Source organism: Capnocytophaga endodontalis (genome assembly GCF_002209445.1).
In the GTDB taxonomy this organism is placed as follows: Bacteria; Bacteroidota; Bacteroidia; order Flavobacteriales; family Flavobacteriaceae; genus Capnocytophaga; species Capnocytophaga periodontitidis.
Map to the genome: position 1 here is coordinate 2709959 of NZ_CP022022.1, position 25244 is coordinate 2735202.

The window sequence follows — 25244 nt, forward strand, 5'->3', positions numbered from 1 at the left end:
ACCAAATATGAAACCAGCTATTATCATCACCCTCACTGCTCTACTTTTGGGTGCTTGTCAAAGCACTCAGTACCTCCCTACAACTACTCAATACACAATCAATCAAACTGTTAATAAGGAATTGTACATCTCCAATCATGACCAAACCAACCCTAAAAAAGTAGCGTTCTACTATGAAAATCTACACAATGTAGTCATTGATGGCAAGGGGCAAAAATTAGTGTTTCACGGTACGATTTTGCCTTTTGTAGTGAAAAATTGTAGCAATCTCACCCTTCGCAACTTCTCAATAGATTTTGCAACGCCTTACCTCAGACAGTTACAAATTACCGAAGTAGATAGCTTGCACAATAGTGTAAAGGCGCAACTCTACCCTCAAGGAAACTACAAAATTGAGAATGAAAAACTCTACTTCACAGGTGAAGATTATCAGGAAATACCTTTTGGTGGAATGGTCTTCTCTCCTAATAAACACTTAGCCTACCGTCGTGCCGATGTTCCTTTTTCACCTACCAAAATCGTTGAACTCGCTCCTAACAAATTTTATATAGAGGGAATGGGCAAATCGCCTTTTCTACAAGTAGGCGAGCGCTTTGTGTTGCGCACTTATTCCCGACCCACACCTGCTATTTTTGTAACCGAAAGCAAAAATATAACTCTTGAGAATATCACAGTACACAACGTACAAGGTATGGGGCTGTTGGCACAACTTACTGAAAATGTAACTCTTGATAAGTTTCGAGTAGCAATAGAGGAGGGAAGTGAACGTTTTTTCACCACCCAAGCCGATGCTACCCATTTTTCAGCTTGTAAAGGAAAAATACGCTCGGTAAATGGTTTGTATGAAGGTATGGCTGATGATGCTATCAATGTGCACGGCACTTACTTGAAAGTTATTACTCGTGAGAATGATTATACTATCAAAGCGCAATATATGCACCCTCAGTCGTGGGGATTTCTTTGGGGAGAAGTGGGTGACCAAGTGCAATTTGTCGCTGCTAAAACAATGGAAACTATAGGTGATAAAACTTATAAAATTCACCAGATAAAAGCTGTTGATAAACCTACTGAAGTAGGCGCAAAAATATTTGAAATCACTTTTGATAAACCTTTACCTGCTGAGGTAAACCCCGATACGCCTTGTGGGGTAGAAAATCTCACTTGGACGCCTAAAGTGCTTTTTAAAAACAACATAGTGCGCAACAATCGGGCACGAGGAGCACTTTTTAGTACCCCTAAAAAAGTGGTGTGCTGTAACAATCTATTCGACCATACCCACGGGGCTGCTATCTTGCTCTGTGGCGATTGCAATGGTTGGTACGAAACGGGCGCTTGCCGCAATGTGAGCATCAAAAACAATCGTTTTATAAATGCACTTACTGCCAACTATCAGTTTACGAATGCTATTATCTCTATCTACCCCGAAATCCCTAACTTAGAGGCTCAACAAAAATATTTTCACTCTAATATACGCATTGAGGATAATGTTTTTGAAACTTTTGACGAGCCTATTCTCTATGCTAAATCAGTAGAAAATCTTATCTATCGCAATAATAAAATTATCAAAAATCAGGACTTCAAACCGTTTCATTGGAATAAAGAACGCTTTAAATTGGAACGTGTTAAAAATGTAAAGATACAGGATTAGAGAATTAGAAAATTACCAAATTAACAAATCTATCATTATGAAACTATATTATATACTACTGCTTTTAGCTTTTCCTCTTTCAGCACAAATAAATGTAGTGCCACAGCCTAATGAAGTGCATTACTATAAAGGCAGTTGTAAGGTGAATACCCCCATTACTTATATAACAGAACCTACTATTGCCAATCCCGAAGGTTATCAGTTAGTTATTCAACCTCGAAAAATTATCATTAAGTACAGCACTGAAGCTGGAAAGTACTATGCAACACAAACACTTAGGCAATTGATATTTCAGGCAAAAAAAGAACACAAAGAATCCTTGCCTTGTCTCACCATTACCGATGCCCCTCGTTTTGCTTATCGCGCCCTAATGGTAGACCCCGCGCGTCACTATTGGAAAATAGAGGATTTGAAAAAGTATATCGATGTGATGTCGCAATACAAATTCAACTACTTACATTTGCATCTCAACGACGACCAAGGCTGGCGCATAGAGATTAAAAAATATCCCAAGCTGACAGAAATAGGGGCTAAACGAACAGATTTTGAAGGGAGCAAGCGCAATAATGAAGGCTTTTATACCCAAGAAGAAATGAAAGACTTGGTGCGGTATGCTTTAGAACGCAATGTGCAACTTATCCCTGAGTTTGATGTGCCAGGGCATAATGATGCCGCAGTGGCAGCTTATCCATTTCTCAGTTGCAACGATACAATTATAGGAGTGCGCACTACTGCTGGGGTTTCTAAGAATTTGTTATGTGTATCCAAAGAAGAAGTTTTTACTTTTATAGATGATGTTATCAGCGAGTTATCAGAGGTATTCCCTTGTAAATATTTTCATATAGGAGGCGATGAAGCTCCTTTGGATAAATGGCTTGAAAATCCGCAAGTGCAACAGCTTAAAAAAGAACTACAAATTACGAACGACCACCAACTGATGAGTGAGTTTTTCAAAAGGGTGAATGAGTCCTTAGTGAAAAATGGCAAACAACCTCTCATTTGGATGGAACTCGAAGTGCCTACTTATCCGGCTAATAGTGTAATGTATTTGTGGCGGATGCACACGACCCCTCAGGTGTTAGAACGCGCTAAAAAAGATAATTTCAAAGTAATATGTTCACCGGGGGAGTATGCTTATTTTGATTATCCACAAGCTAAAGACGATTTACCTAATGTAGGCTGGATGCCTACCCTCACGCTACAACAAGTATATAAATTTAACCCCGCTTTTTCTCTCACTCCTCAAGAAGAAAAACAGCATATTTTAGGAGTAGAAGCTACCCTATGGGGCGAAAGTGTAAAAGACCTTTTTAGAGCTTTTTATATGACCTATCCGCGTGCCCTCGCCCTCTCCGAAGTAGGTTGGACAAAAATGCAACAGCATTCTTGGAAGTCGTTTACCAATAGGTTAGAAGGTCAATTGAGTTATTTATTGCAACAAGGAGTCAATTACAGACCTCCTGTGGAGTTATCTCCTTTTTTTCGTCATTCGTATTTCGTATTTCGTAATTATTTATTACTTTTGCCCTCTGTAACAAAAATTTAAACCAATGAATACCGTAAATCGTTTATTCGATATACCTTATTATCAACAATCTAAACACCCTTTAGAGGTCGCTTTTGCTACCAAATACAACGGTGAGTGGGCAAAAACCTCTACCGCTGAATATATCCAAAAAGTAAATACCGTAAGCCGAGGCTTATTGCGCTTAGGCATTGAAAAAAATGATAAAATAGCGGTCATTTCAAGTACTAATCGCACCGAATGGCACGTGCTCGACATCGGAATTTTACAAGTAGGCGCACAGAATGTACCTATCTATCCCACTATCAACTTAGAGGATTTTGAGTATATCCTCAACCATTCGGAATGTAAATACTGTGTCGTTTCCGATAAAGAACTATGGGAAAAAATCTCTTCTATCCAAGATAAATTACCTCATCTAAAAACTATCTTTACCTTCAACGATGTACCTTATGCTCATCATTGGCAAGAAATCCTCGATTTAGGCGCCGATGAGAGCAATCAATCTGAAGTGGAAGCGCGCAAAGATAGTATTCAAAAAGACGATTTAGCGACTATCATCTACACTTCGGGCACTACCAGCCGCCCAAAAGGGGTAATGCTCTCTCATTGGAATATCATCTCCAACATACTGAACTGCCAAGACCGTTTACCTATTAGTGAAGGCTCTACAGCGCTCAGCTTTTTGCCTGTGTGCCACGTGTTTGAACGTATGCTCACCTACTTGTATCAGTACGATTGCTTAAATGTTTATTTTGCCGAATCTCTCGATAAAATCAGTGATAACTTACGCGAAGTAAAACCGCATATCATTACAGTAGTACCCCGACTCATAGAGAAGATTTACGACAAAATCTTCGCAAAAGGGGCCGAACTTAAAGGCATTAAACGCAAACTCTTCTTTTGGGCACTCAATTTGGGCTTTCAATACGAACCTTATGGCGCTAATGGTGCTTGGTATGAGTTCAAACTGAAAATCGCACGCAAACTCATCTTTAGCAAATGGCGCGAAGCCTTAGGTGGACGCATACAAATGATTGTCTCTGGTAGCGCTGCCCTCTCACCGCGTTTGGCTAAGGTGTTCTCTGCCGCAGGACTCAAAATTATGGAAGGTTATGGTCTTACCGAAACCGCTCCCGTTATTGCAGTAAACCGCGAATCGGGAAGATTCTGGAAAATAGGCACCGTAGGGAAACCTATTGTGAATATAGATGTAAAAATTGCCGAAGACGGTGAAATACTTGTGAAAGGAGAAAACGTAATGTTAGGCTACTATAAAGACCCTGAGCAAACAGCTGAAAACATCACCGATGGATTCTTCCACACGGGCGATATAGGCGAGCTTGACGCTGATGGCTTCCTTAAAATCACCGACCGCAAGAAGGAAATCTTTAAAACTTCAGGCGGTAAGTACGTATCACCTCAGCTAATAGAAAACCAATTGAAACTCTCTCGTTTCATCGAGAATGCAATGGTAGTAGGCGAAGGTGAAAAGATGCCTGCTGCTATTATTCAGCTCAACTTCCCATTTGTAAAAGAATGGGCACGCCGCCACAAAGTACAATTAGGTAAAACCAACGAAGAGATTATACAAAATCAAGCCGTTCACAATCGTATTGCCCAAGAAGTCGAAAAAGTAAACAGCCATCTCGGCAAGTGGGAACAAGTAAAACTTTTTGATTTCACCCCCGATGAATGGACAATAGATGGTGGTCACCTCACCCCTACCCTCAAACTTAAACGACGCGTGATTAAAGAAAAATATATAGACATTTACAACAAGTTCTACAACAAGTGAGAGAAATAACCGATATTACTACTTTTACTACCCAGCAGCCTACGGTGCTCACCATAGGTACATTTGATGGTGTGCATTTAGGACATCAAAAAATTGTTAAAAGAGTTGTAACAACCGCACACCAAGAAGGGCTTTTGGCTACTGTATTCACTTTTTTCCCGCATCCGCGAATGGTAGTGCAACACGACAAAGGCTTAAAACTCATTCACACTTTGGAAGAGAAAAAGCAACTACTCCAGCAATTAGGCGTCGATTTGCTCGTGGTGCAACCTTTTAATGAGGCTTTTGCCCAACTTACTGCCGAAGAGTTCGTAAGTACTATCTTAGTACAACACCTCAACGTGAAAAAGGTGATTATCGGTTACGACCACCGTTTTGGGCGCAATCGTACCGCTAATATAGACGATATGCGTTTATTTGGCGAAAAGTATGGCTTTGCTGTAGAAGAAATATCGGTGCAAGAAGTAGATGAAGTATCGGTGAGTTCCACCAAAATCCGAGAGGCTTTGAATAAAGGTGATGTTACCACTGCCGAGCATTACCTCGGGACTCCTTACAGCCTCACAGGTACGGTAGTACACGGACTTAAATTGGGGCGCACCTTAGGCTACCCTACTGCTAATATACAAGTAACCGAAGACTACAAACTCATTCCCAAAGATGGCGTATATGCTGTGTATAGCTACATTGGCGGTCGTAAAGTTTATGGAATGATGAGCATTGGCAAGAACCCTACTATCGAAGGAAAAGGAGCGTCTATCGAGGTGTATTTCTTTGACTTCAACGGCGACCTTTACGACCAAAAACTCACCATTGAGTTTGTACAATACCTACGTGAAGAACAGAAATTCGATACTATCGACCTCCTTAAAAAACAATTACAAGATGACGAAACAGCAGCGCGCAAAGCAATTGCGGTATGACAAAGCCTATATGCGTATGGCAATGGAGTGGGCTAAACTCTCCTATTCACAACGCAAGCAAGTAGGTGCTATAATGGTAAAAGACCGTATGATTATTTCTGACGGTTATAATGGTACACCCACCGGTTTTGATAACTGTTGTGAAGATGAAGAAGGCAATACCCATTGGTATGTGCTTCACGCCGAAGCTAATGCGATAATGAAAGTCGCTTCGTCAACCCAATCGTCGGAAGGAGCGACACTCTATATCACAATGTCACCTTGCAAAGAGTGCAGTAAGCTTATCTACCAATCGGGTATCAAGCGCGTGGTGTATAAGGAAGGCTATCGCGATAACGAAGGGTTAGCTTTTCTCGAAAAAGCAGGTGTAGAACTCGTCCACTTAGAAGATGTAAGTGAGTAAAAAAATAAAAATAAGTGCTATTTCTTTGGTAGTTAGAAAATATTTACTACCTTTGCGCCCGAAAAAATTCGTACATAATAATCATTAAATTAATATTGGAATGTATTTAACTAAAGAAGTAAAAGCGGAAATTTTTAAAAAGTACGCAGGTTCAGAAACCAACACTGGTTCAGCAGAAGGGCAAATCGCTCTTTTTACCCTTAGAATCAATCACCTTACAGAACACTTAAAGGTAAATCGCAAAGATTTCAATACCGAGCGTTCATTGGTGAAATTGGTAGGTAAACGCAGAAGTTTGCTCGATTATTTGAAAAATAACGATATCGAGAGATACCGTGCGATTATCAAAGAACTAAACATCAGAAAATAAGCAATACTAAGGAGGCTTTGTGCCTCCTTTTGTTTATTACAGCAGTTTTTCATTGGTTAAACCCTAAAGCCCTCAACACAACAATTATTAATTTATTAATTCACAAAAAGAATGATTCCAGAAGTTAAAAAAGAAATCATCGATTTAGGTGATGGTCGTACCATCTCTATCGAAACTGGCAAGTTGGCTAAACAAGCCGACGGCGCTGTTGTGGTGCAAATGGGCAATGCGATGCTATTGGCAACCGTAGTATCGGCTAAAGAAATCAATCCTGAAACTGACTTTTTACCTCTTACAGTAGACTATCGTGAGAAGTTTGCAGCGGCAGGTCGTTTCCCTGGGGGCTTCTTCAAACGCGAAGCACGCCCTAGTGATCAAGAAATCTTGACAATGCGCTTGGTTGACCGCGTATTGCGCCCGCTATTCCCCAAAGATTATCACGCTGAAACACAAGTGATGATCCAGCTTATCTCTCACGATGAGAATGTAATGCCCGATGCTTTAGCAGGTCTTGCTGCTTCTGCTTGTTTGGCTGTGTCTGACATTCCGTTCGATGGTCCTATTTCCGAAGTACGCGTAGGTCGTGTGAACGGTCAATTTATCGTAAACCCAAGTCGTGAACAATTAGAAGCTTCTGACATCGATATTATGGTAGGTGCTTCTAAAGATTTTGTGGCAATGGTAGAAGGTGAAATGGACGAGGTGAGCGAAAAAGATATGGCTGAAGCTATCAAATTTGCACACGAAGCTATCAAACCTCATATCGAAGCGCAATTGCGTTTGGCTGAAAAAGTAGGTAAAACTGAAAAACGCACCTACGATCCTGAAGTAGAAAACGAAGAAGTAAAAGCAAAAGTATACGATTTTGCCTATAATAAATGTTATGCTATAGCCAAAGAAAACACTACTAAACAAGAACGCGGTGAAAAGTTCTCCGCAGTAAAAGAAGAGTGTTTGGCGCTCTTTACCGAAGAGGAATTAGAAGAGCTTACTCCTATCATCACTCGTTATTTCGGAGATGCTGAAAAAGAAGCTGTTCGTAATCTTATCTTAAACGAAAATATCCGTTTAGACGGTCGTAACACTACCCAAATACGCCCTATTTGGTGTGAAGTAGGCTATTTGCCATCAGCTCACGGTTCATCTATCTTTACACGTGGTGAAACCCAGTCACTTACTACCGTTACCTTAGGAACTTCACGCGAAGCAAACGTAATCGATTTACCTTCAGAACAAGGTGAAGAACGTTTCTACTTGCATTACAACTTCCCTCCTTTCTCAACAGGTGAAGCACGCCCATTGCGCGGAACATCACGCCGTGAGATAGGTCACGGTAACTTAGCACAACGCGCCCTCAAACGTATGATCCCTGAAGATTGCCCTTATACCGTTCGTGTAGTTTCTGAAATCTTGGAATCTAACGGTTCATCTTCAATGGCAACTGTGTGTGCAGGTACTTTAGCCTTGATGGATTCAGGGGTACAAATGGTAAAACCTGTATCGGGTATTGCTATGGGACTCATCACCGATGGCGAGCGTTATGCAGTACTTTCCGATATCTTAGGTGATGAAGACCACTTAGGTGATATGGACTTTAAGGTAACCGGTACAGCCGATGGTATTACCGCTTGCCAAATGGACATCAAAATCAAAGGTCTTTCTTACGAAATACTCGAAAAAGCTTTGAACCAAGCCCGCGAAGGACGTATGCACATCTTAGGCAAAATCACCGATACGATTGCAAAACCTAACCCTACTGTGAAACCTCACGCACCTAAAATTGTTAAGATGGATATGCCTAAGGAATACATCGGAGCATTTATCGGTACGGGTGGTAAGAACATTCAAGATTTGCAAGCGCGCACAAATACTACTATTGTGGTAGAAGAAGTGGGCGAATTGGGCATCATAGAAATCTTAGGTACCGACGAAGCTGGTATTCAAGAAGCTATTGAGGCAGTAAACGCAGTGAAATTTGAACCTGTAGAAGGAGAAACTTACACTGTAAAAGTAGTGCGCTTGGTAGAATTTGGGGCTTTTGTAGAGTTTGTTCCTGGTAAAGACTCTTTGCTCCACATCTCTGAAGTATCTTGGGATAGAATCGACAAAATAGAAGATGCTCTTAAAGAAGGTGATATCATAGAAGTGAAATACCTTGGCATCGACCCTAAAACCAAGAAAACAAGAGTATCACGCAAAGCCTTGTTGCCACGTCCACCACGCGAAGAGCGCCCTGACCGCCCAGCGAGAGAAGACCGCCCAAAATCAGATAAACCTTACAACGGTAAACCTCGCAACGACCGCCCTAAAGGACACAATAATAACCAAAAACCACGTCAAGAATAGCAAAAAACTTTGTCAAAGTCTCAAAATTTAACAAAGCCTATCATAGAATTTTTGTATTCATAATATTTTTTAAACCGAAGATTTGGTACTTTTATAGTATAAAGTTTTCGGTTTTTCTTTTTTTTAGTATCTTTGCCTTCAGATAAAAGATTTCAAAAATGAAACCCTTTCTAATTTCAATAATAACTGATGTGATTGATACGCCTGTAACATTGGTATATAATATTGTTACTGATAACAAGAACTTTCAGTGGCGAAAGGAAGTGGAGAATATTGAGTTATTGGAAGACGGATTTATTGAATATTACAAAGGCGGAGGACACACACTTTTTAACAATATTCAAAAGAAAGAAAATGAGTATTATGCCTTTACAATGCAACACAAACTTTTCTATGGAGAATGGGAAGGAAAGTTTGAATCGTATAACGGAGGTACTAAAGTTTGCTTTCAAGAGAAAATACATATCAAAAACTTCTTTTTAAGACTCATAGCGCCTCTCTTTTGGAATTTAAAACGGATACAACAAAACTATATTACCGCATTAAAAGCAGAAGTATATGGAAACAAATAAATATATACATTTGTGGTTACCTATAATGGGACTACACGCTTTACATCAAGTAGAAGAGAGTATTTCATTCTGGCAATGGTATATTGACTTTGTGGATAAGATACCCCAATGGTTGCAACTCCCCAGAATTGCTGAGAATGCTCATTTAGCTAATGAACACCCTGAATATTTTATAGGAGCTTCTATTGGGCAACTTACTTTGGTAGCAGTCTTTGCTTTTTTATGTCGAAAGAGCGAAAAAGCCACGAGAATTGCGCTTGTTTTATACCTTGCAGGATTGAGTTTCTTCTTGGTATGGCATATCCTAATAAGCTATTTCACCCATTCCTATTCTCCCGTAATGGTAACCTGCCTCATAGGCGTTTATCTCATCCCAAAATGGGGGTATATGTTGTTTAAAAGATAGAAACCAATGACTATTTTAGAAATTATACAAACTTACAGAGCACTTGGTTTAGAATCCTCCTTGAATTATAATGAGTTCAACAAAATTCTCATTACCAGTCACTCTACCCGTATAGAAGGCTCTACTTTAACTTTAAACGAAACTCGCGTACTGATTGAAGACGGCAACACTCCTAATGGTAAGCCTCTATTGTTTGCCAATCAAACCAAAGATCATTACGAGGCTTTGAACTTTGTACTAAAAGAAGCTACACAACACCGACTTCTATCAGTAGCTTTTATTCAGGAAATAGCTGCCAAAGTTATGAAAACTACAGGAGAAGTGCTTACTAATGCCTTAGGTTCTGTAGATGCTAGCAAAGGCGAATTGCGCAAAGTGAGGGTAACTACAGGAGGAGTATCGTTTATGAGTTTTGAAAAAGTACCAGCAGCGTTAGAGCAGTTAATAAAAAAACTAAATGACCTACTCCCTGAGCAAACTACCGAAGAAGCTCAATTAGCACTCTCATTTTATGCTCATTATGAGTTAGTGAACATTCACCCTTTTCTCGATGGCAATGGCAGGACCTCACGCCTACTGATGAACTTTATTCAGCAGTGGTATGGTTTGCCTTTGGGTATTGTATTTGCAGAAGATAAAGCTGCTTATTACGAAGCTTTGAACTCTGTGCGAACAAACGAAAACTTTGAGACATATAACGCTTTTATGTTTAGTCAGTATACTAAACATTTACAAAATGAGATTGCTAAAGAAAAGGAATTTCGAGAAAAAGAAGACAAAACCATAGAATGGAAATTTTAAAATAGAAATACAGAAAATGAAAAGATGTATATTGTTATTGTTTTTTGTGGGAGTAGCAACCTATGCACAAACCAATAAAGAAGAAGCTGCAAAGTTAAAGAAAATACTTAAAGCTAATCATCCTAAAGATATGTATAAATACGCCGAATATCTGTTAATAAACAAACCTAATGGTTTTGAAAAAGATTTAGAAACAGCTATTGATTTATATAAAAAAGCTGCTGAGCAGGATTATATACCTGCCCTGATGGCTTTAGCCGATTTTTGTGTTACCTCTGATAATTTAGACCAAGTGTACTTAGGTTTTAAATATTTAATGGAGGCTTGTGATAATCTATACCCTACTGCTTGTGAGATATTAGGCAGGATAGATTATAAGGAACTTAAAGAAAAAGGCATTACTACTGAGTTTAGAAACTGGCTTTGGAACGAATTTGAAAATGCTAAAGACCCTTATTTAAGACCTAATAGGTATAAAGCCTTACGAGATTCATATAGAAAAACTCCTACAGAGTAAACTATGAGTTATTCAATTAGCAAGATATGAAAAAAATCAATAAACTATATGAGCAATGGCAAGCTCTGCAACCTTTGAGTGAGAACAAACAACACTTGCTCTGCTAATATATGGTGCTATGGTGGATAACTCATCACTTTTTGAAGTCTCTCCTCAACAAAATAGAAAATATATGAACAATACAGATAAAGAACAATGGTTTTGGAATATTATAGCTAATGCTAAAGAAGATAGAGAGCTATTGCGAACTATTCTTATGGAATTTAGCAAGGATAATATCGTTGCATTTCAAGAAATTTTTGTAGATTTAGCAGCTGAATTGCAATGTGAACCCTTTACCGATTATATCGAAGAATCTGAAGATGGTGTGGAAGATGTGTCACATTGGGTAGTGAGCAAAGGTAGAACATATTATGAGAAAATACTCAAACATCCTGAGCTAATACCCTATAGTATAAAAGGAAATGATAGTGATACTATTCTTTATGGAATTGCCGATGAAGTATGTTTAGACAAATATAATGATGTAACAGGTATTTATTGATAATAGGTTCAATTCTTGATTTGTGATTTTAGATAATAGGTAAAAAAGATAACAACAAATAGAAAAACAACTATGAAAAAATGGATTATAGGAGCGGTTATAGCCGCTGTAGCCGTAGTAGGCTTCTTTATTTATCGCGCTGTATTGGTAGGCAATACAGCTTTTCAAACCCAAGAAGAAATAGTATATATCCCTACAGGAGCTGATTTTAGCGAGGTATTACACCTGATAAGTCCACTACTAAAAGACCCTACCTCTTTTACTCAAGTAGCCAAACGTATGGGGTATTCCGATAAAGTTAAAGCAGGTAAATACATCATCAAAAAAGGGGCTACCAATATAGATATCGTACGCACACTTCGCAATCGCAATACTCCTGTAAAACTCAAATTTAACAATCAGGAGCGATTAGAAGATTTTGCTGGGCGCATTGCTGCTCAAATAGAACCCGATAGCGCTACTCTAATGCGCGCTTTCTTAAACCCTAACTTCCTCAAAGAAAACGGTTTCACCGATGCTACTGCATTGGCGATGTACATTCCTAATACCTATGAGTTTTATTGGAATACCTCGGCAGAAGAATTTCGCGACCGTATGCTCAAAGAGTATGAGCGTTTTTGGACACCTGAACGCAAAGCTCAAGCCCAAAAGCAAGACCTTACACCTATAGGGGTCAGTATATTGGCTTCTATCGTACAAAAAGAAACTGCTAAAGTTGATGAGCGCCCACGCATTGCCGGAGTTTACCTCAACCGCTTGCATAGCAATATGATGTTGCAAGCCGACCCTACTGCTATTTTTGGTTACAAAAACCATCTGGGAGACTACACACTCGTTATCAAACGCGTTACAGGACTGCATACAAGTTTGGAAAATCCTTATAATACCTATCAAAATTACGGTTTGCCTATAGGTCTCATCACAATGCCCGATATTTCGTCTATCGAGGCGGTACTCAACCCCGAACAACACGATTATTTCTTCTTTGCTGCCGATACCGAAAATTTTGGTTATCACAAGTTCTCACGCACCTTTTTGCAACACTCTCAAGAAGCTAAAAAATATCACAAATGGGCTGATGAAAAAGGCGTTAAATAAAAATAATTATGAAACAGAAATTACGCAAATTAGTTCATAAAGGTCAAGAGTATTTATATCGTGTAAATACTGCTTACAACACTAAAGAAAATAATACCTCATTACTTTCTGTGCGTATTTTCTTAAGTGGAGAGAAAAATACGCCCTTGTGTATTGATTTTATTACCATTGAAGATGAGTTTATGGGACAACCCCTCAATGGCAATATCAATTTGTTGAATAAAAATACACAAACCGAGGATAATATCAACCTTAATGAACCTAAATATATCCCCAAACTTATTGATTGGGCAGAAACACAAGGCTGGACAAGCAGCAACAAAACATCTTCTTTAAACGGTTTACTTTTTTTGCAATCATTGGGTTATGATACCTCTCCTTTACAAAAATAAGACAAATAATGATACAAAAAGCCTTCCCCTCTTATTTACACAAAGATGCTACTAAAATTGCAGATTTTCTACAGCAAAATGACCCTAAGAATTTTAAAACCATAGGAACGGAAGTTGTTTGCCTCAATGGGGAAGTTTTAGAGTTACCTCAAAGAGTCTATTTTGGGGAGTTCAACACTCAAAACCTGACTTTGGTTCAAGAGCAAATGCTTAATTGCTTGTATTTATGTCATAGTAATGGTCATTTAAGAGAGTATTATCTAAGAGAATTATTAGCAGTAAAAGAAGATTTTGTCTTGCCCTTTATAGCCAAACTTTTTGGTGATTATGTTATAGAAATAGTAGAAGTGCTTCAACGCGAACTTCCTAATAACACTCGTGATAGATTGAAGGTCTTCTTTCGTAAAAATCCTCTCTACCAAAAGCGTATAGAGAGCCGTATTGCCAGTTATTGGGATTGTTTCTATAAAAATACACACCCCAATTTCAAAAAATACGTGGGATATAAATTATTCCAATCAATCATTAACAACTAACAAATTTGCTAATTTGCTAATTAACCATTACCTTTGCCTCATAATAAAAAAATATACTATGGATTTTTTAACAGGAAAACCGCTATCGGATACTATTTACGACACTCTTTTTAAGGCAGAAAAGGAGCTTATCATCATTTCACCTTATATTCAGTTAGGTGATTACCTCAAAGATAATATCTTTAAACAGCTTTTAAACAACTCCAAACTGCATATACTTATTGGGTTTGGAAAAACTTCTTCCAACGGAGATGATAACTTTAAGCGTGAAGATATTGAGTACTTCTTGAACTTCCCGAATATCACAATGGTGTATATTCCACAGTTACACGGACAATATTATGCTAACGAGAAACAATCGGTGATTACCTCTATGAACTTGTTGGATTACTCGCTGGAAAACAAGGTAGAGTTTGGCGTACTTGCCGAAAAAGCCCTCACCGACCTTGTAAACAAAAACAACTTCTTCGAGACTTCCAAAAATACTATTATGAGTGTACTCGATAGCGGTTACACTGTCTTTGCTAAACGCCCTAACTACAACAAGAAGTTTTTAGGTTTGGCAAAAGATTACGTGGGCTCTACCGTACATTTGGATTTAGTAAATGATGTATTGTCTAACAGAGCCGTAAAACCTATCCGCTACTCTTCTTTTGTACCCGAAAACTATACAAATACCGATAACAGACTGCCTGTAGAACCTGAACCTACTCCTGAAAAAGCAGTACAAGAGGAAGCACCACAAGCTACTCCACAAGAAACAGTACAACCCATTGCTCAAGCTGCTTCACAAGAAAAAAAAGGACATTGTATTCATTGCCATACCGAGATTCCCTTTAACCCATTGATGCCTTTATGTGAGAGCTGTTATCAAGAGTGGGCGAAGTACGGCAACCGTTTTTATGAGGAAAAATACTGCCATTGTTGTGGTGAAGAGAAAAAAGTAACTGTAGCAACGCCTTTGTGTTATAGTTGTTATGCCAAACAATCGTAAAATAAAAGAAATGACCTCACTCATTACTCAAAAAGACCAAATCATTGCGCAAATGCGTGCAGAACTCTCAACAACTATTGAGGAAGACCGTTACTATACTGAAGAAAATATAACCGATTGTAACGCACATTTGGAGGCTTTCTTGGCGCAATTGAAAAAATCTAATCAAGCCACTGATAAACAGTCCTACCTCGCAGAAGCTATACAAACCCTCTGCGAGCAACTCTCTACTTTTAATAACCCAGAGGAAGAAGAAATGCCTGAATTCCTTTGGGGATTTTTGTATCTTGGTTATACCAAAGAGCTTACTGATTTTATTCGTGAAGCTGCCTTAGCGTATGGCTTTAAGCCTATCCCTACAGTAATAGATTTGTATTATTGCAGGGTAGAAATAGGTAGTTTTGATTGGTTTTCAGTAGTATTAGGAGGTATAGAAGAGGAAAACTTTGCGTGTTTGGATTATAATCCTAATACACATCAATTTTATTATGATGAAAACCCTTATGGCGACCCTTTTCCTCTACCTCTTTACAATGTACAAGTAAAACCTGACTACAGCGAATTATCTTTTGAAGTGCTTTCAAGAGATAAACTTCAGCACTTCTGCTTCTTGGCGCAATATCCATCGGATAAGGTGTGGATTAAAACTATTTACGATTTGCATACTGGGCAAGTACTCTTAACCAAACGTAAAAAACACTGGAGTAGTATCACATTGGTTACTGAAAATGGCAAAGTGAGTGAACTGGGGGCTACTCAGTATAATAATGAGGGGAATATTATACCTCGTGCTGAAGAGGGCGGTGGCTTTAGTGTATTTACTATGGGAATTAATGAAGAGAACAAACTACAAAGTCGCAATGAAATTGCCGACACAAAGATTCTGTTTGAAAAAACATTCTTTACCAATCCCCGTGAAGAAGAATGGCGACTTTATGAACTTCAGCATATTGCCATACAAAAAGGAGTAGTAACCATTACTTCTACTGATGTAGTTAGAACACGTGACGAAAATTGGCAACTAATAACCGGAACTATTACCCCTATAAGTCTCAGTTACGAACTGAAGAACAGCGATTTTGTATTACACTTCGTTGAAGAAGTTATAAACACAATAAACCATTAAACTATGGAGACTCAACAAAACTACCAATAATACTCCTCCTTAGTAAAAAATAAAAAATAAATATGTCTTTATTAGCTAAGTTTTATAACCAAATTAAAATATCTCACGAAGATATTGTTTCGGAAAGCCTTACTTACATTTTAGAAAAATCAGCAGTAGCAAAAGAAGTTATAGCTACTCAAATCCAAAGCAAGACAGGCTGTACTATCCCTACACTCCATTATCACACTCAAATTGTTAAAGAGAATTTGGGACGTACTGATATTTCAGGCATTGATAGTCAAGGAAAAGAAAAAGTTATATTAGAAGCTAAATTCTGGGCTTCTCTCACTGAAAACCAACCTATTTCTTATTTAAAACGCTTAGATAATAATGGAACATTAGTTTTCATCTGCCCATCGTTGAGAAAAGTTTCTTTGTATAAAGAGCTTTTTAGAAGAATACAGAGTGAAAAGTTACCTTTTGAAGAATTTTCAAATTCATTCAAATTAAATAACCAATATATTCTTATATGGTCTTGGACAGAGATTTTAGAGCTTATAAAAGCTGAACTTAAAATCCACCAAGAAACAGAGTTATTATCAGACATCGAACAACTTATTGGGCTTTGTGAGGTAGTAGATAAAAATTCATTTCTCCCATTAACAGAAAAAGACTTATCTCCAAATATAGGGAAAAAAGTAAATTCTTTCTATGAAATTGTAGATGGAGTAATTGCTGAATTAAACAAAAGTGAACACTTTAATAATAAGGGTCTTGGGAATGGAAGTAGTAGAAATAAGTATTATGTATATAGAAACTATTACAATTATACCATTTCCTTTGGACTTAACTTTGAGTATTGGGCTAAAGAAGCAGACACTCCTTTTTTCTTGAAAATAGAAGAAAGAGATGACAAAATTACCAATATAGACAAAGGAAAATATAGCCAACCTGAAGAATTAAAGTCTAAAATAAAAAAAATAACACTAATAATAGGAAAAACTATCCTTGAAGATAAAAAAGAAGGTAACTTTATTCCTATTTATCCTAAGACGGAAGAGGACAGAGATAACGTTATTAAAGATATGGTAGCTCAAATAAATGAAATTTTTACCTTACTTTTGCATCAATGAAAATGTTAAAACTATATATCACTATTTGTTTCTTTTCTCTCATTACTTTTAGCTTTACTCAAGTAACTAGTATTCTATACAACTTTCAAATAATCAATAATTTCTGTTTCTTTGGGATATAAAATCACTAAAACTAAAAACCAATGAAAAAACTAAAATTCCCTACTCCCTATACGGTACTAATGTTGGTAATTATTTTAGCTGCCAGCCTTACTTTTTTATTACCTTCGGGGGCTTATAACACCTTACAGTATAACAAAGCAAACAATACTTTTGTAATTCACACTTCCGATAGTACTTATGCTCTACCTGCTACACAAGAACAACTCAAGGATTTAGGTATCAATATTCAGTTGAGTAAATTCAAAGAGGAGAAAATACGCAAACCCATCTCAATCCCCAATACGTATGTACAGAGCCAACCGCATTATCAAGGTGTTAAATCTGTGCTCTTTGCCCCTATCAAAGGGATTTACGATACTATTGACATTATATTGTTTGTATTAGTATTAGGGGGTTTCATAGGGGTATTCAATAGTTCGGGAGCTCTAAATATGGGGGTTGGCTATTTGGCTCACAAACTCAAAGGGCGTGAGGGTATCCTTATCATTCTACTCACTACTCTTTTGGCATTAGGAGGTACATCTTTTGGCTTAGCCGAAGAAACTTTTGTGTTCTACCCTATGATAGTTCCTATTTTCTTGGCAGCAGGCTACGACCTAATGGTACCGTTGGCTGTAATCTACATAGGTGCTAACATAGGTACATTGGCATCAACGACCAATCCATTTGCCGTGATTATCGCTTCCGATGCCGCTGGGGTAGATTGGACATCGGGATTGAGTATTCGCATCATCGCTTTGGTTTTGTGTGTTGTGATAAGCATTATTTATATTATCCGCTATGCCGAAAAAGTGCGCAAACACCCCGAAAAATCAATTGTATATGGAGTAGCCATCCCCGAAATATACGTTTCTAACAACTCCGAACCTACCGCTTCACTCAAACTTTCTACCAAAATAGAGCTCTTAGTATTTGCGTTCTCATTTGTGATTATGATCATAGGCGTATCACAATGGGAATGGGATTTTATGGATATGACTGCACTGTTTTTGGTAGCTGCTATTGCTATTGCATTCTTGCAACGTTGTGGCGAACAGCAATTCATCAGTGAATTTATGGCAGGAGCTCGCGATTTATTAGGCGTTGCTTTTATCATTGGGATAGCCAGAGGGGTATCGTTTATATTAAACGACGGACAAATATCGGGTACTATTTTGCATTACGCTACCGAACTTGTACAAGGAATGTCGCCAATGGTCTTTCTGCCAATGCTAATGCTTATTTTTGGACTACTCAGTTTGTTTATAGCCTCCTCCTCTGGAATGGCTGTGCTCACGATGCCTATTATAGGGTCATTGGCTTCGGTTGTAGGAGTAGAAGGACATAGTGTGGTGAGTGCCTACCTTTTTGGAATGGGGATAATGGCTTTTATCACCCCTACCGGACTGATATTGCCTTCATTGGCAATGGTAAATATCAACTATAAACAATGGCTGCGTTTCATCTCGCCATTAGCACTCATTTTTATAGTAGTACTCACTATTTTATTATGGATTTAAAAATACAAAACTTATGAATATCACTTTTATCATTATTCTTGTTGCTACAATTGCAATAAGTTATCACGGTTTCAACAACCCTACTTTCTTCAACCGCTACAAATTTAATGTAGGAGCGGTGCAAAAAGGCGATTATGTGCGCCTGTTATCTTCTGGTTTCCTCCACGCCGATTGGCAACATCTCATTTTTAATATGGTTTCACTCTATTTCTTTCAAGATGTGATTATCGGTTCTATGGGTAACCTACTATTCTTGCTCATCTATTTTGGATCAATGCTACTGGGGAGTATCTTTAGTTTGCGTATCTATAAACATCAACCCTATTACTCTGCCATAGGAGCTTCGGGAGCTGTATCGGGGATTATCTTTGCCGCTATTGCTCTATATCCTACAGCGTTAAGTGTAAACTTCTTACCAGGTTGGCTCTTTGGAGCATTGTACTTTGGCTATTCGGTATTTATGATGTTCAACCCACAACAAGGTGACAACTTAGGGCACGCAGCTCACTTAGGGGGTGCACTCTTTGGCTTGATAGTAGTTGTAGTTTATGCCCCTGAAGTAGTGATACACCACGCTTTCTATTTAGGAGTTATGGCATTGCCTTTAGGCTATATGGGAGTGCGGTTGTTGAAAAAATGAGGAAATTAGCAAATGTGAAAATTAGAAAATTATGGGCTCTTCTATTATCTACATACTTCTTTTAATAGCAATTATTCTCACTTATTACTTTGTAAAGCGATTTCGCCCTCAATCAGGTATTTTTACTTATCTTATCACTTTTGCAATAATATCCCCCATTACTTTGGCTGGAATATTGCTCCCAATAACTGTTTTTGAATATGTTAAAGACCTATACCAAAGTGAAACTTACAACGCTAAAATAGTAGATTTCACTTATGAAACGAGAGAGAGGAATGACGACGATGGTAACCATTACGAAATAACCGTAAAACTCCCTATTGTTCAGTTGGTCACAACTCAAGGAGATACGATTACAAAGGAAGTTGTGCATTACAATAGTTTATATTCCTACAAGGGGAAAGCAATGTATTGCAAAGTAAACTACAATCCCTCTACAGGAAATGTCTTTATAGCAGATAAAAGGGGATTCTATAAAATGCTATCAGTAATGGTTTTCTTTGCCTTGTTTTTTGATTTTCTCCTTGTGGGAATTGTGCTTTATGTCTTGGGTAAAAATATGACGCGTTATAAGCAAATGTTGGGGATTGTACTTTTTCGTATCACTATTCCAACGGCAATACTTGGCTTTGCGGCAGTCCTTTTGTTTGCTGCCTATGAAGAAAGTGATATGTCCTTATTTGCCAAAATAGCTTGTATTGGTTTTGGAGTACTCCTTTTATTAACTTCTATAGGTTTAATAATACTGTCCAACTCTAAAAACAAAAAGATAAAGAGAAATAGAAAGAGAAATAACAACAACCCTCAAAACAACCACCGCTCTCATCCATCTTTCTTAGAATTCAGAAATTAAAATATAAAAAACTTTATACAACGCCAATTTACAAATTGTCCCCTTTCAGGAAAGCTAACGAGTGCTCACTATTAGATATTTGGAGGACAAATTGTCAATTGTTAATTGTTAATTATCAATTATTAATTGATTATGAGTTATTTACAAGAAGTTATTACCGATGTTTTAGAAAACTATCCTGATAAGATAGAGCGCCTTGTGTTTGTTACTACAGGGAAACGCCCAGCACTCTTCCTCAAAAAACACTTTGCCGAGCAGGTAAAGCACGCTACTATTGCCCCTGAGTTCATAGGTATAGCCGACCTATTTACGCGTATTTCAGGGGTACAGCCTATCAGCAATTTGCCTTTGCTTTTTGAGTTTTACGATTGCTACTCAAAAACTTGTAAAGACACCCCCGATAGCTTTGAAGAGTTCCTCAGTTGGGGACAAACGGCTCTCAAAGATTTTAGCGAAATCGACCAGTATTTAGTAAACCCCGATAAGATTTTTCCTTATATCCACGCCCTCAAAGAAGCTGAACACTGGTCGGGTATGGATGAGCTTAGCGAGATGCAGAAAAAGCACTTAGCTTTCTGGAATAGCCTCGGCGATTACTATTTCGCTCTCAACAGCAAACTCACTGAAATGGGTAAAGGTTATGGCGGTTTCATCGCTAAAAAAGCTGTTGAGAAACTCCCTGAATACCTGCAAACACACAGCAATAGCATTCATATATTCGTCGGTTTCAACGCCCTTTCCAAAGCCGAACAGCACGTGATTCAATCTATATTAATGGATATAGGCGGTGAAATTTATTGGGATGGCGATACTTATTTTTTGAACAATCCTACTCACGATGCAGGGTTCTTCTTGCGCAAATATACTAACAGTTGGCGCTATTACCAAACCCATAAACCTAAGTTCATACAAAGCAATTACGAAAAAGAAAAAGAACTCTATCTCACGGGAGTACCCAAAAGCATCAATCAGGCGCATAGTGTAGCCGAACTACTCAAAAATACGCCTACCAAAGCATTGGAAAAAACCGCCCTCATCATCGCCGATGAGAATCTGCTCATCCCTGTACTGCAAGCTGTACAACCCAAAACAAGTGTGAACATCACGATGGGTTACCCTTTGCAGCAAACTCCTCTCAACGACCTTTTTGTCGCCTATTTCCGCTTGCATCTCTCAAAGAGTTTTTACCATAAAGATATACTGAACTTGCTCTCTCAACCTTTCTTGCACACCTTGCTAAAAGAAGAAGTGGTACGCCATATTTCGCAGTATATCAAAACGCACAACCTCACCTATATCACTCGTAAAAAGCTATTCGAGTCGGTAGATGAAACCGAACACGAAATGCTTACTTTGCTATTCCCCGATGCCAAAGGCAAAGCACTCATCACTACCCTTATCGACAATGCTATTACGCTTATCTATCGCCTAAAAGCACAAATCGACCCTGAGAGCAATACTCACCTACTCACTCAGGAGTATGCTTATCGTTTCTTTCAGTTATTCAATCAGTTGAAGCAGTTGCAAGAGCAATACGGCTATATCGATTCGGTGAAAACGCTTTATCATTTCTATTTAAATGTCTTACAGAAGAGTTCACTCAATTTCCGCGGTGAGCCTTTGGAAGGCTTGCAAGTAATGGGGGTGCTGGAAAGCCGTAGTTTGGATTTTGACCGCGTGATTATCACCTCAGTAAACGAAGGGGTACTTCCGTTAGGCAAAAGTGGTGATTCGCTTATTCCTTACGATGTGAAACACGTGTTAGAACTGCCTACTTTCAAGGAACGAGATGCCGTGTATAGCTATAACTTCTACCGTATTTTGCAGCGCGCCAAGCAAGTACACTTGTTTTACGACACCGAGATGGACAGCCTGAAAAGCAAAGAAAAAAGTAGGTTTATCCTCCAAGTGTTAGCTGAGAAAATCCCCACCCACAAAGTCATACACCAAATCAAAGCTCCTGAAGTATATCCAGCAGTACTGCGACCGCTTACCATCGAAAAAACAACCGCTGTAATCGATGTGCTAAAAGTCCTTGCCGAGAAAGGCATTTCACCTTCAGCACTAACTACTTACATCCGTAATCCACTCACTTTTTACGAGCAACAAGTACTGCATATATACGAAGAAAAAGAGGTAGAAGAAACTGTTGAAGCTCGTACTTTTGGAAATATCGTTCACGGCACTTTGGAAGATTTGTACACACCTTTCTTAAACGAAATACTCACTGAAGAGCACATCAAAAAAATACAACCTTTGGTACTCCCTACTATCGAAAAACGCTTTGAAGAAGAGTATAGAAGTACTGATTTCAGAACAGGCAAAAACTGGCTCATCTTCAATGTGATAGAAAAGTACATATGCAGTTTTTTAGCCTTAGAACTCAACGAAATAAAGAGTGGTACCGAAATTATTCCTCTCTATTTAGAACAGAAAATAAAAATACCTTTCCAAGCTCCTCACCTCCCCTTCCCTATCTATTTCAAGGGGATTATCGACCGTGTAGACAGACGCAATGGAGTGTTGCATATTATCGACTACAAAACGGGTATTGTAGAAGAAACCGATGTGCGCATCAAAGATTGGAATAACCTCATTACCGACATTAAGTATAGCAAAGCCTTCCAGCTGCTCACTTATGCCTATATGATTACTAAGCACTTAAATATCAATGAAAAAATGATAGTTGCTAACCTATCATTCAAGCGTTTGCAAAAAGGTCTCTTGCCATTCCATACCTATTTCGACAAGGTAAAAGACTATGATGTAACCGCTCAAACTCTGGCTTTGTACAGTGAATACACCGAAGAACTATTGCGCGAAATCTTTGATATCAACACCCCTTTCTATGAAAAATACTAACAATTGACAAATTGACAAATTGGCTAATTAACAAATTATTTGTACTTTTGCCGTTCAAATTCATAATTCAAAACTCAAAAGATGTCTAAACGTTATACCATTACAGCGGCTTTACCCTATACGAACGGGCCTATCCACATTGGTCACTTGGCGGGAGTATATGTGCCAGCCGATATTTTTGCACGCTATCAACGATTGAAAAACAACGATGTAGCCTTTATTTGCGGGAGCGATGAACACGGAGTAGCCATCTCTATCAAAGCTAAAAAAGAAGGTACTACCCCTCAGGCTATTATTGATAAATACCACGCGATTATCAAGCAATCATTTGCCGATTTTGGCATTTCATTCGATAATTATTCGCGCACTTCTGCCCCTATTCATCACCAAACAGCTTCCGATTTCTTCAAAAAACTATATGAACAAGGTGATTTTATCGAAGAAATATCCGAACAACTCTACGACGAAGAAGCGCACCAATTCCTTGCCGACCGCTTTGTGATTGGCACTTGCCCAAAATGCGGCAATCCTGAGGCTTATGGCGACCAATGCGAGCGTTGTGGTAGTTCGCTCAACGCTACTGACCTCATCGACCCTAAATCATCAATCACTGGTAGCAAACCTACGCTAAAAGCTACCAAACACTGGTTTTTGCCCCTCAATCGCTACCAAGAGTTTTTGGAAAAATGGATATTAGAAGGTCATAAATCCGATTGGAAACCTAATGTATATGGGCAAGTGAAAAGTTGGCTCGACGATGAACTCAAACCACGTGCTGTAACTCGCGACCTCGATTGGGGGATTCCTGTACCTGTAGAAGGTGCTGAAGGTAAAGTGCTCTATGTGTGGTTTGATGCGCCTATCGGTTATATCTCATCTACTAAAGAATGGGCTGAACGCGAAGGCAAAGATTGGCGTCCTTATTGGCAAGATAAAAACACTGAATTAGTGCACTTCATAGGAAAAGATAACATCGTATTCCACTGCATTATCTTCCCTGCAATGCTCAAAGCCGAAGGCAGCTATATATTGCCTACTAACGTTCCTGCCAATGAGTTTCTCAACTTAGAAGGCAACAAACTCTCTACCTCCAAAAACTGGGCAGTGTGGTTACACGAGTACTTGCAAGATTTTCCTAATCAGCAAGATGTATTGCGCTATGCCCTTACCGCCAACGCTCCTGAAACCAAAGACAACGACTTTACGTGGAAAGACTTTCAAGCACGCAACAACAACGAGCTTGTGGCTATCTTTGGAAATTTCATCAATCGCGTGGCTGTGCTAACGCAGAAATATTACGAAGGAGTTATACCTGCTGCAGGAGAATTCAACGATATAGACACCGAAACGCTTCGCCAAATCACAGAACTTACTGAGAAAATAGAACAATCATTAGAGCGCTACCGTTTCCGTGAAGCTCAACAAGAACTGATGAATATGGCGCGCTTAGGCAATAAATATTTAGCCGATGAAGAGCCTTGGAAACTCATCAAAACCGACCCTGAACGCGTAAAAACAGTAATGTATGTCGCTTTGCAAATTGCCACTGCTTTGGCAGTTGCCAGCGAACCTTTCTTGCCTTTCACATCCGAGAAATTGAAACGTATGTTGCAATTGGGATCTATCACTTGGGAGAACCTAAAAACAAATGCCACCGAATTGCTAAAAGCAGGACATCGCATTGGTACTGCGGAACTTCTTTTTGAAAAAATTGAAGATGCTGCTATCGAAAAGCAATTACAGCGTTTAGAGAATACCAAATTAGCTAACAAACAAGAAGCCCAATCCAATACCGAAGTAACTGTTGCTCCACAAAAAGAACTCATCAGTTACGATGATTTTGCAAAAATGGACATTCGTATTGGTACTATTTTAGAAGCTGAGAAAATGCCTAAAGCTGATAAACTTCTTATCTTAAAAGTAGATACGGGCATCGACCAGCGCACTATCGTCTCAGGAATTGCGCAAAGTTTTGCTCCTGAAGAGATTATTGGCAAAAAAGTAACCATATTGGCAAACCTTGCCCCTCGCAAACTACGCGGTGTAGAAAGTCAAGGAATGATACTAATGGTAGAGAATAGTGAAGGTAAATACACCTTCATCAACCCTGATGCCGAGGGGATTGCCAATGGTACTGAAGTGAAATAAGTTTT

23 protein-coding genes are annotated in these 25244 nt (G+C 38.7%); all 23 read left to right on the forward strand.

Features of this window, described 5'->3' with window-relative positions:
* Positions 1-7: 7 nt before the first annotated feature.
* The 23 genes from CBG49_RS12230 (at position 8) to metG (ending at position 25239) form a co-directional block, all read left to right on the forward strand.
* Positions 8-1648 carry an alpha-1,3-galactosidase-related protein gene (locus CBG49_RS12230; RefSeq protein WP_088594682.1) on the forward strand — a complete coding sequence of 547 codons (1641 nt, stop codon included), beginning with the start codon at positions 8-10 and terminating at the stop codon, positions 1646-1648.
* 34 nt (positions 1649-1682) lie between these two features.
* A complete protein-coding gene (locus CBG49_RS12235; protein ID WP_314474243.1) occupies positions 1683-3194 on the forward strand; it encodes a beta-N-acetylhexosaminidase in 1512 nt (503 codons plus the stop codon).
* A 4-nt stretch (positions 3195-3198) separates the two neighbouring features.
* Positions 3199-4971, forward strand: coding sequence for an AMP-dependent synthetase/ligase (locus CBG49_RS12240; protein WP_088594684.1), 1773 nt, complete (start codon positions 3199-3201; stop codon positions 4969-4971).
* On the forward strand, positions 4968-5894 hold the full coding sequence (locus tag CBG49_RS12245; protein ID WP_088594685.1) for a bifunctional riboflavin kinase/FAD synthetase: 927 nt from the start codon (positions 4968-4970) through the stop codon (positions 5892-5894). The genes CBG49_RS12240 and CBG49_RS12245 overlap by 4 nt, the downstream gene beginning before the upstream one ends.
* Complete coding sequence (locus CBG49_RS12250; protein ID WP_088594686.1) at positions 5857-6297, forward strand: deoxycytidylate deaminase; 441 nt, start codon at positions 5857-5859, stop codon at positions 6295-6297. The genes CBG49_RS12245 and CBG49_RS12250 overlap by 38 nt, the downstream gene beginning before the upstream one ends.
* Positions 6298-6397: 100 nt before the next feature.
* Positions 6398-6667, forward strand: coding sequence for a 30S ribosomal protein S15 (gene rpsO, locus CBG49_RS12255; RefSeq protein WP_002677173.1), 270 nt, complete (start codon positions 6398-6400; stop codon positions 6665-6667).
* A 111-nt stretch (positions 6668-6778) separates the two neighbouring features.
* Entirely contained in the window at positions 6779-9013 is a 2235-nt protein-coding gene (locus CBG49_RS12260) for a polyribonucleotide nucleotidyltransferase (protein WP_088594687.1), read from the forward strand.
* A 158-nt stretch (positions 9014-9171) separates the two neighbouring features.
* Positions 9172-9585, forward strand: coding sequence for a hypothetical protein (locus CBG49_RS12265; RefSeq protein WP_088594688.1), 414 nt, complete (start codon positions 9172-9174; stop codon positions 9583-9585).
* Positions 9572-9991, forward strand: coding sequence for an HXXEE domain-containing protein (locus CBG49_RS12270; protein WP_088594689.1), 420 nt, complete (start codon positions 9572-9574; stop codon positions 9989-9991). Before CBG49_RS12265 ends, CBG49_RS12270 begins: the two co-directional genes overlap by 14 nt.
* Positions 9992-9997: 6 nt before the next feature.
* Complete coding sequence (locus CBG49_RS12275; RefSeq protein ID WP_088594690.1) at positions 9998-10792, forward strand: Fic family protein; 795 nt, start codon at positions 9998-10000, stop codon at positions 10790-10792.
* A gap of 16 nt (positions 10793-10808) precedes the next feature.
* Positions 10809-11309, forward strand: a complete 501-nt coding sequence (locus tag CBG49_RS12280; RefSeq protein ID WP_088594691.1) for an SEL1-like repeat protein — start codon at positions 10809-10811, stop codon at positions 11307-11309.
* Positions 11310-11427: 118 nt separating this feature from the next.
* Complete coding sequence (locus tag CBG49_RS12285) at positions 11428-11853, forward strand: DUF4240 domain-containing protein (RefSeq protein ID WP_227002893.1); 426 nt, start codon at positions 11428-11430, stop codon at positions 11851-11853.
* Between the two features lie 72 nt (positions 11854-11925).
* Positions 11926-12951, forward strand: coding sequence for an endolytic transglycosylase MltG (gene mltG, locus CBG49_RS12290; RefSeq protein WP_088594692.1), 1026 nt, complete (start codon positions 11926-11928; stop codon positions 12949-12951).
* Positions 12952-12959: 8 nt separating this feature from the next.
* Positions 12960-13343: a hypothetical protein gene (locus CBG49_RS12295; RefSeq protein ID WP_088594693.1), complete on the forward strand. Its 384-nt coding sequence runs from the start codon at positions 12960-12962 to the stop codon at positions 13341-13343.
* A gap of 8 nt (positions 13344-13351) precedes the next feature.
* The gene (locus CBG49_RS12300; protein WP_088594694.1) at positions 13352-13879 is read left to right on the forward strand and encodes a hypothetical protein; all 528 of its coding nucleotides are present in this window, start codon (positions 13352-13354) and stop codon (positions 13877-13879) included.
* A gap of 58 nt (positions 13880-13937) precedes the next feature.
* Positions 13938-14873: a phospholipase D-like domain-containing protein gene (locus CBG49_RS12305; protein WP_088594695.1), complete on the forward strand. Its 936-nt coding sequence runs from the start codon at positions 13938-13940 to the stop codon at positions 14871-14873.
* A gap of 10 nt (positions 14874-14883) precedes the next feature.
* Positions 14884-15999, forward strand: a complete 1116-nt coding sequence (locus CBG49_RS12310) for a DUF8184 family protein (RefSeq protein ID WP_088595330.1) — start codon at positions 14884-14886, stop codon at positions 15997-15999.
* A gap of 62 nt (positions 16000-16061) precedes the next feature.
* Positions 16062-17114 (forward strand): hypothetical protein, encoded by a 1053-nt coding sequence (locus CBG49_RS12315; protein WP_088594696.1) that lies wholly within the window; start codon positions 16062-16064, stop codon positions 17112-17114.
* Positions 17115-17257: 143 nt separating this feature from the next.
* The gene (locus CBG49_RS12320) at positions 17258-18736 is read left to right on the forward strand and encodes a YfcC family protein (RefSeq protein WP_088594697.1); all 1479 of its coding nucleotides are present in this window, start codon (positions 17258-17260) and stop codon (positions 18734-18736) included.
* 13 nt (positions 18737-18749) lie between these two features.
* Entirely contained in the window at positions 18750-19376 is a 627-nt protein-coding gene (locus tag CBG49_RS12325; protein WP_088594698.1) for a rhomboid family intramembrane serine protease, read from the forward strand.
* Positions 19377-19407: 31 nt separating this feature from the next.
* A complete protein-coding gene (locus CBG49_RS12330) occupies positions 19408-20229 on the forward strand; it encodes a hypothetical protein (RefSeq protein ID WP_088594699.1) in 822 nt (273 codons plus the stop codon).
* A 132-nt stretch (positions 20230-20361) separates the two neighbouring features.
* The gene (locus CBG49_RS12335) at positions 20362-23091 is read left to right on the forward strand and encodes a PD-(D/E)XK nuclease family protein (RefSeq protein WP_088594700.1); all 2730 of its coding nucleotides are present in this window, start codon (positions 20362-20364) and stop codon (positions 23089-23091) included.
* A gap of 81 nt (positions 23092-23172) precedes the next feature.
* Positions 23173-25239: a methionine--tRNA ligase gene (metG, locus tag CBG49_RS12340; RefSeq protein ID WP_088594701.1), complete on the forward strand. Its 2067-nt coding sequence runs from the start codon at positions 23173-23175 to the stop codon at positions 25237-25239.
* Positions 25240-25244 lie beyond the last annotated feature (5 nt).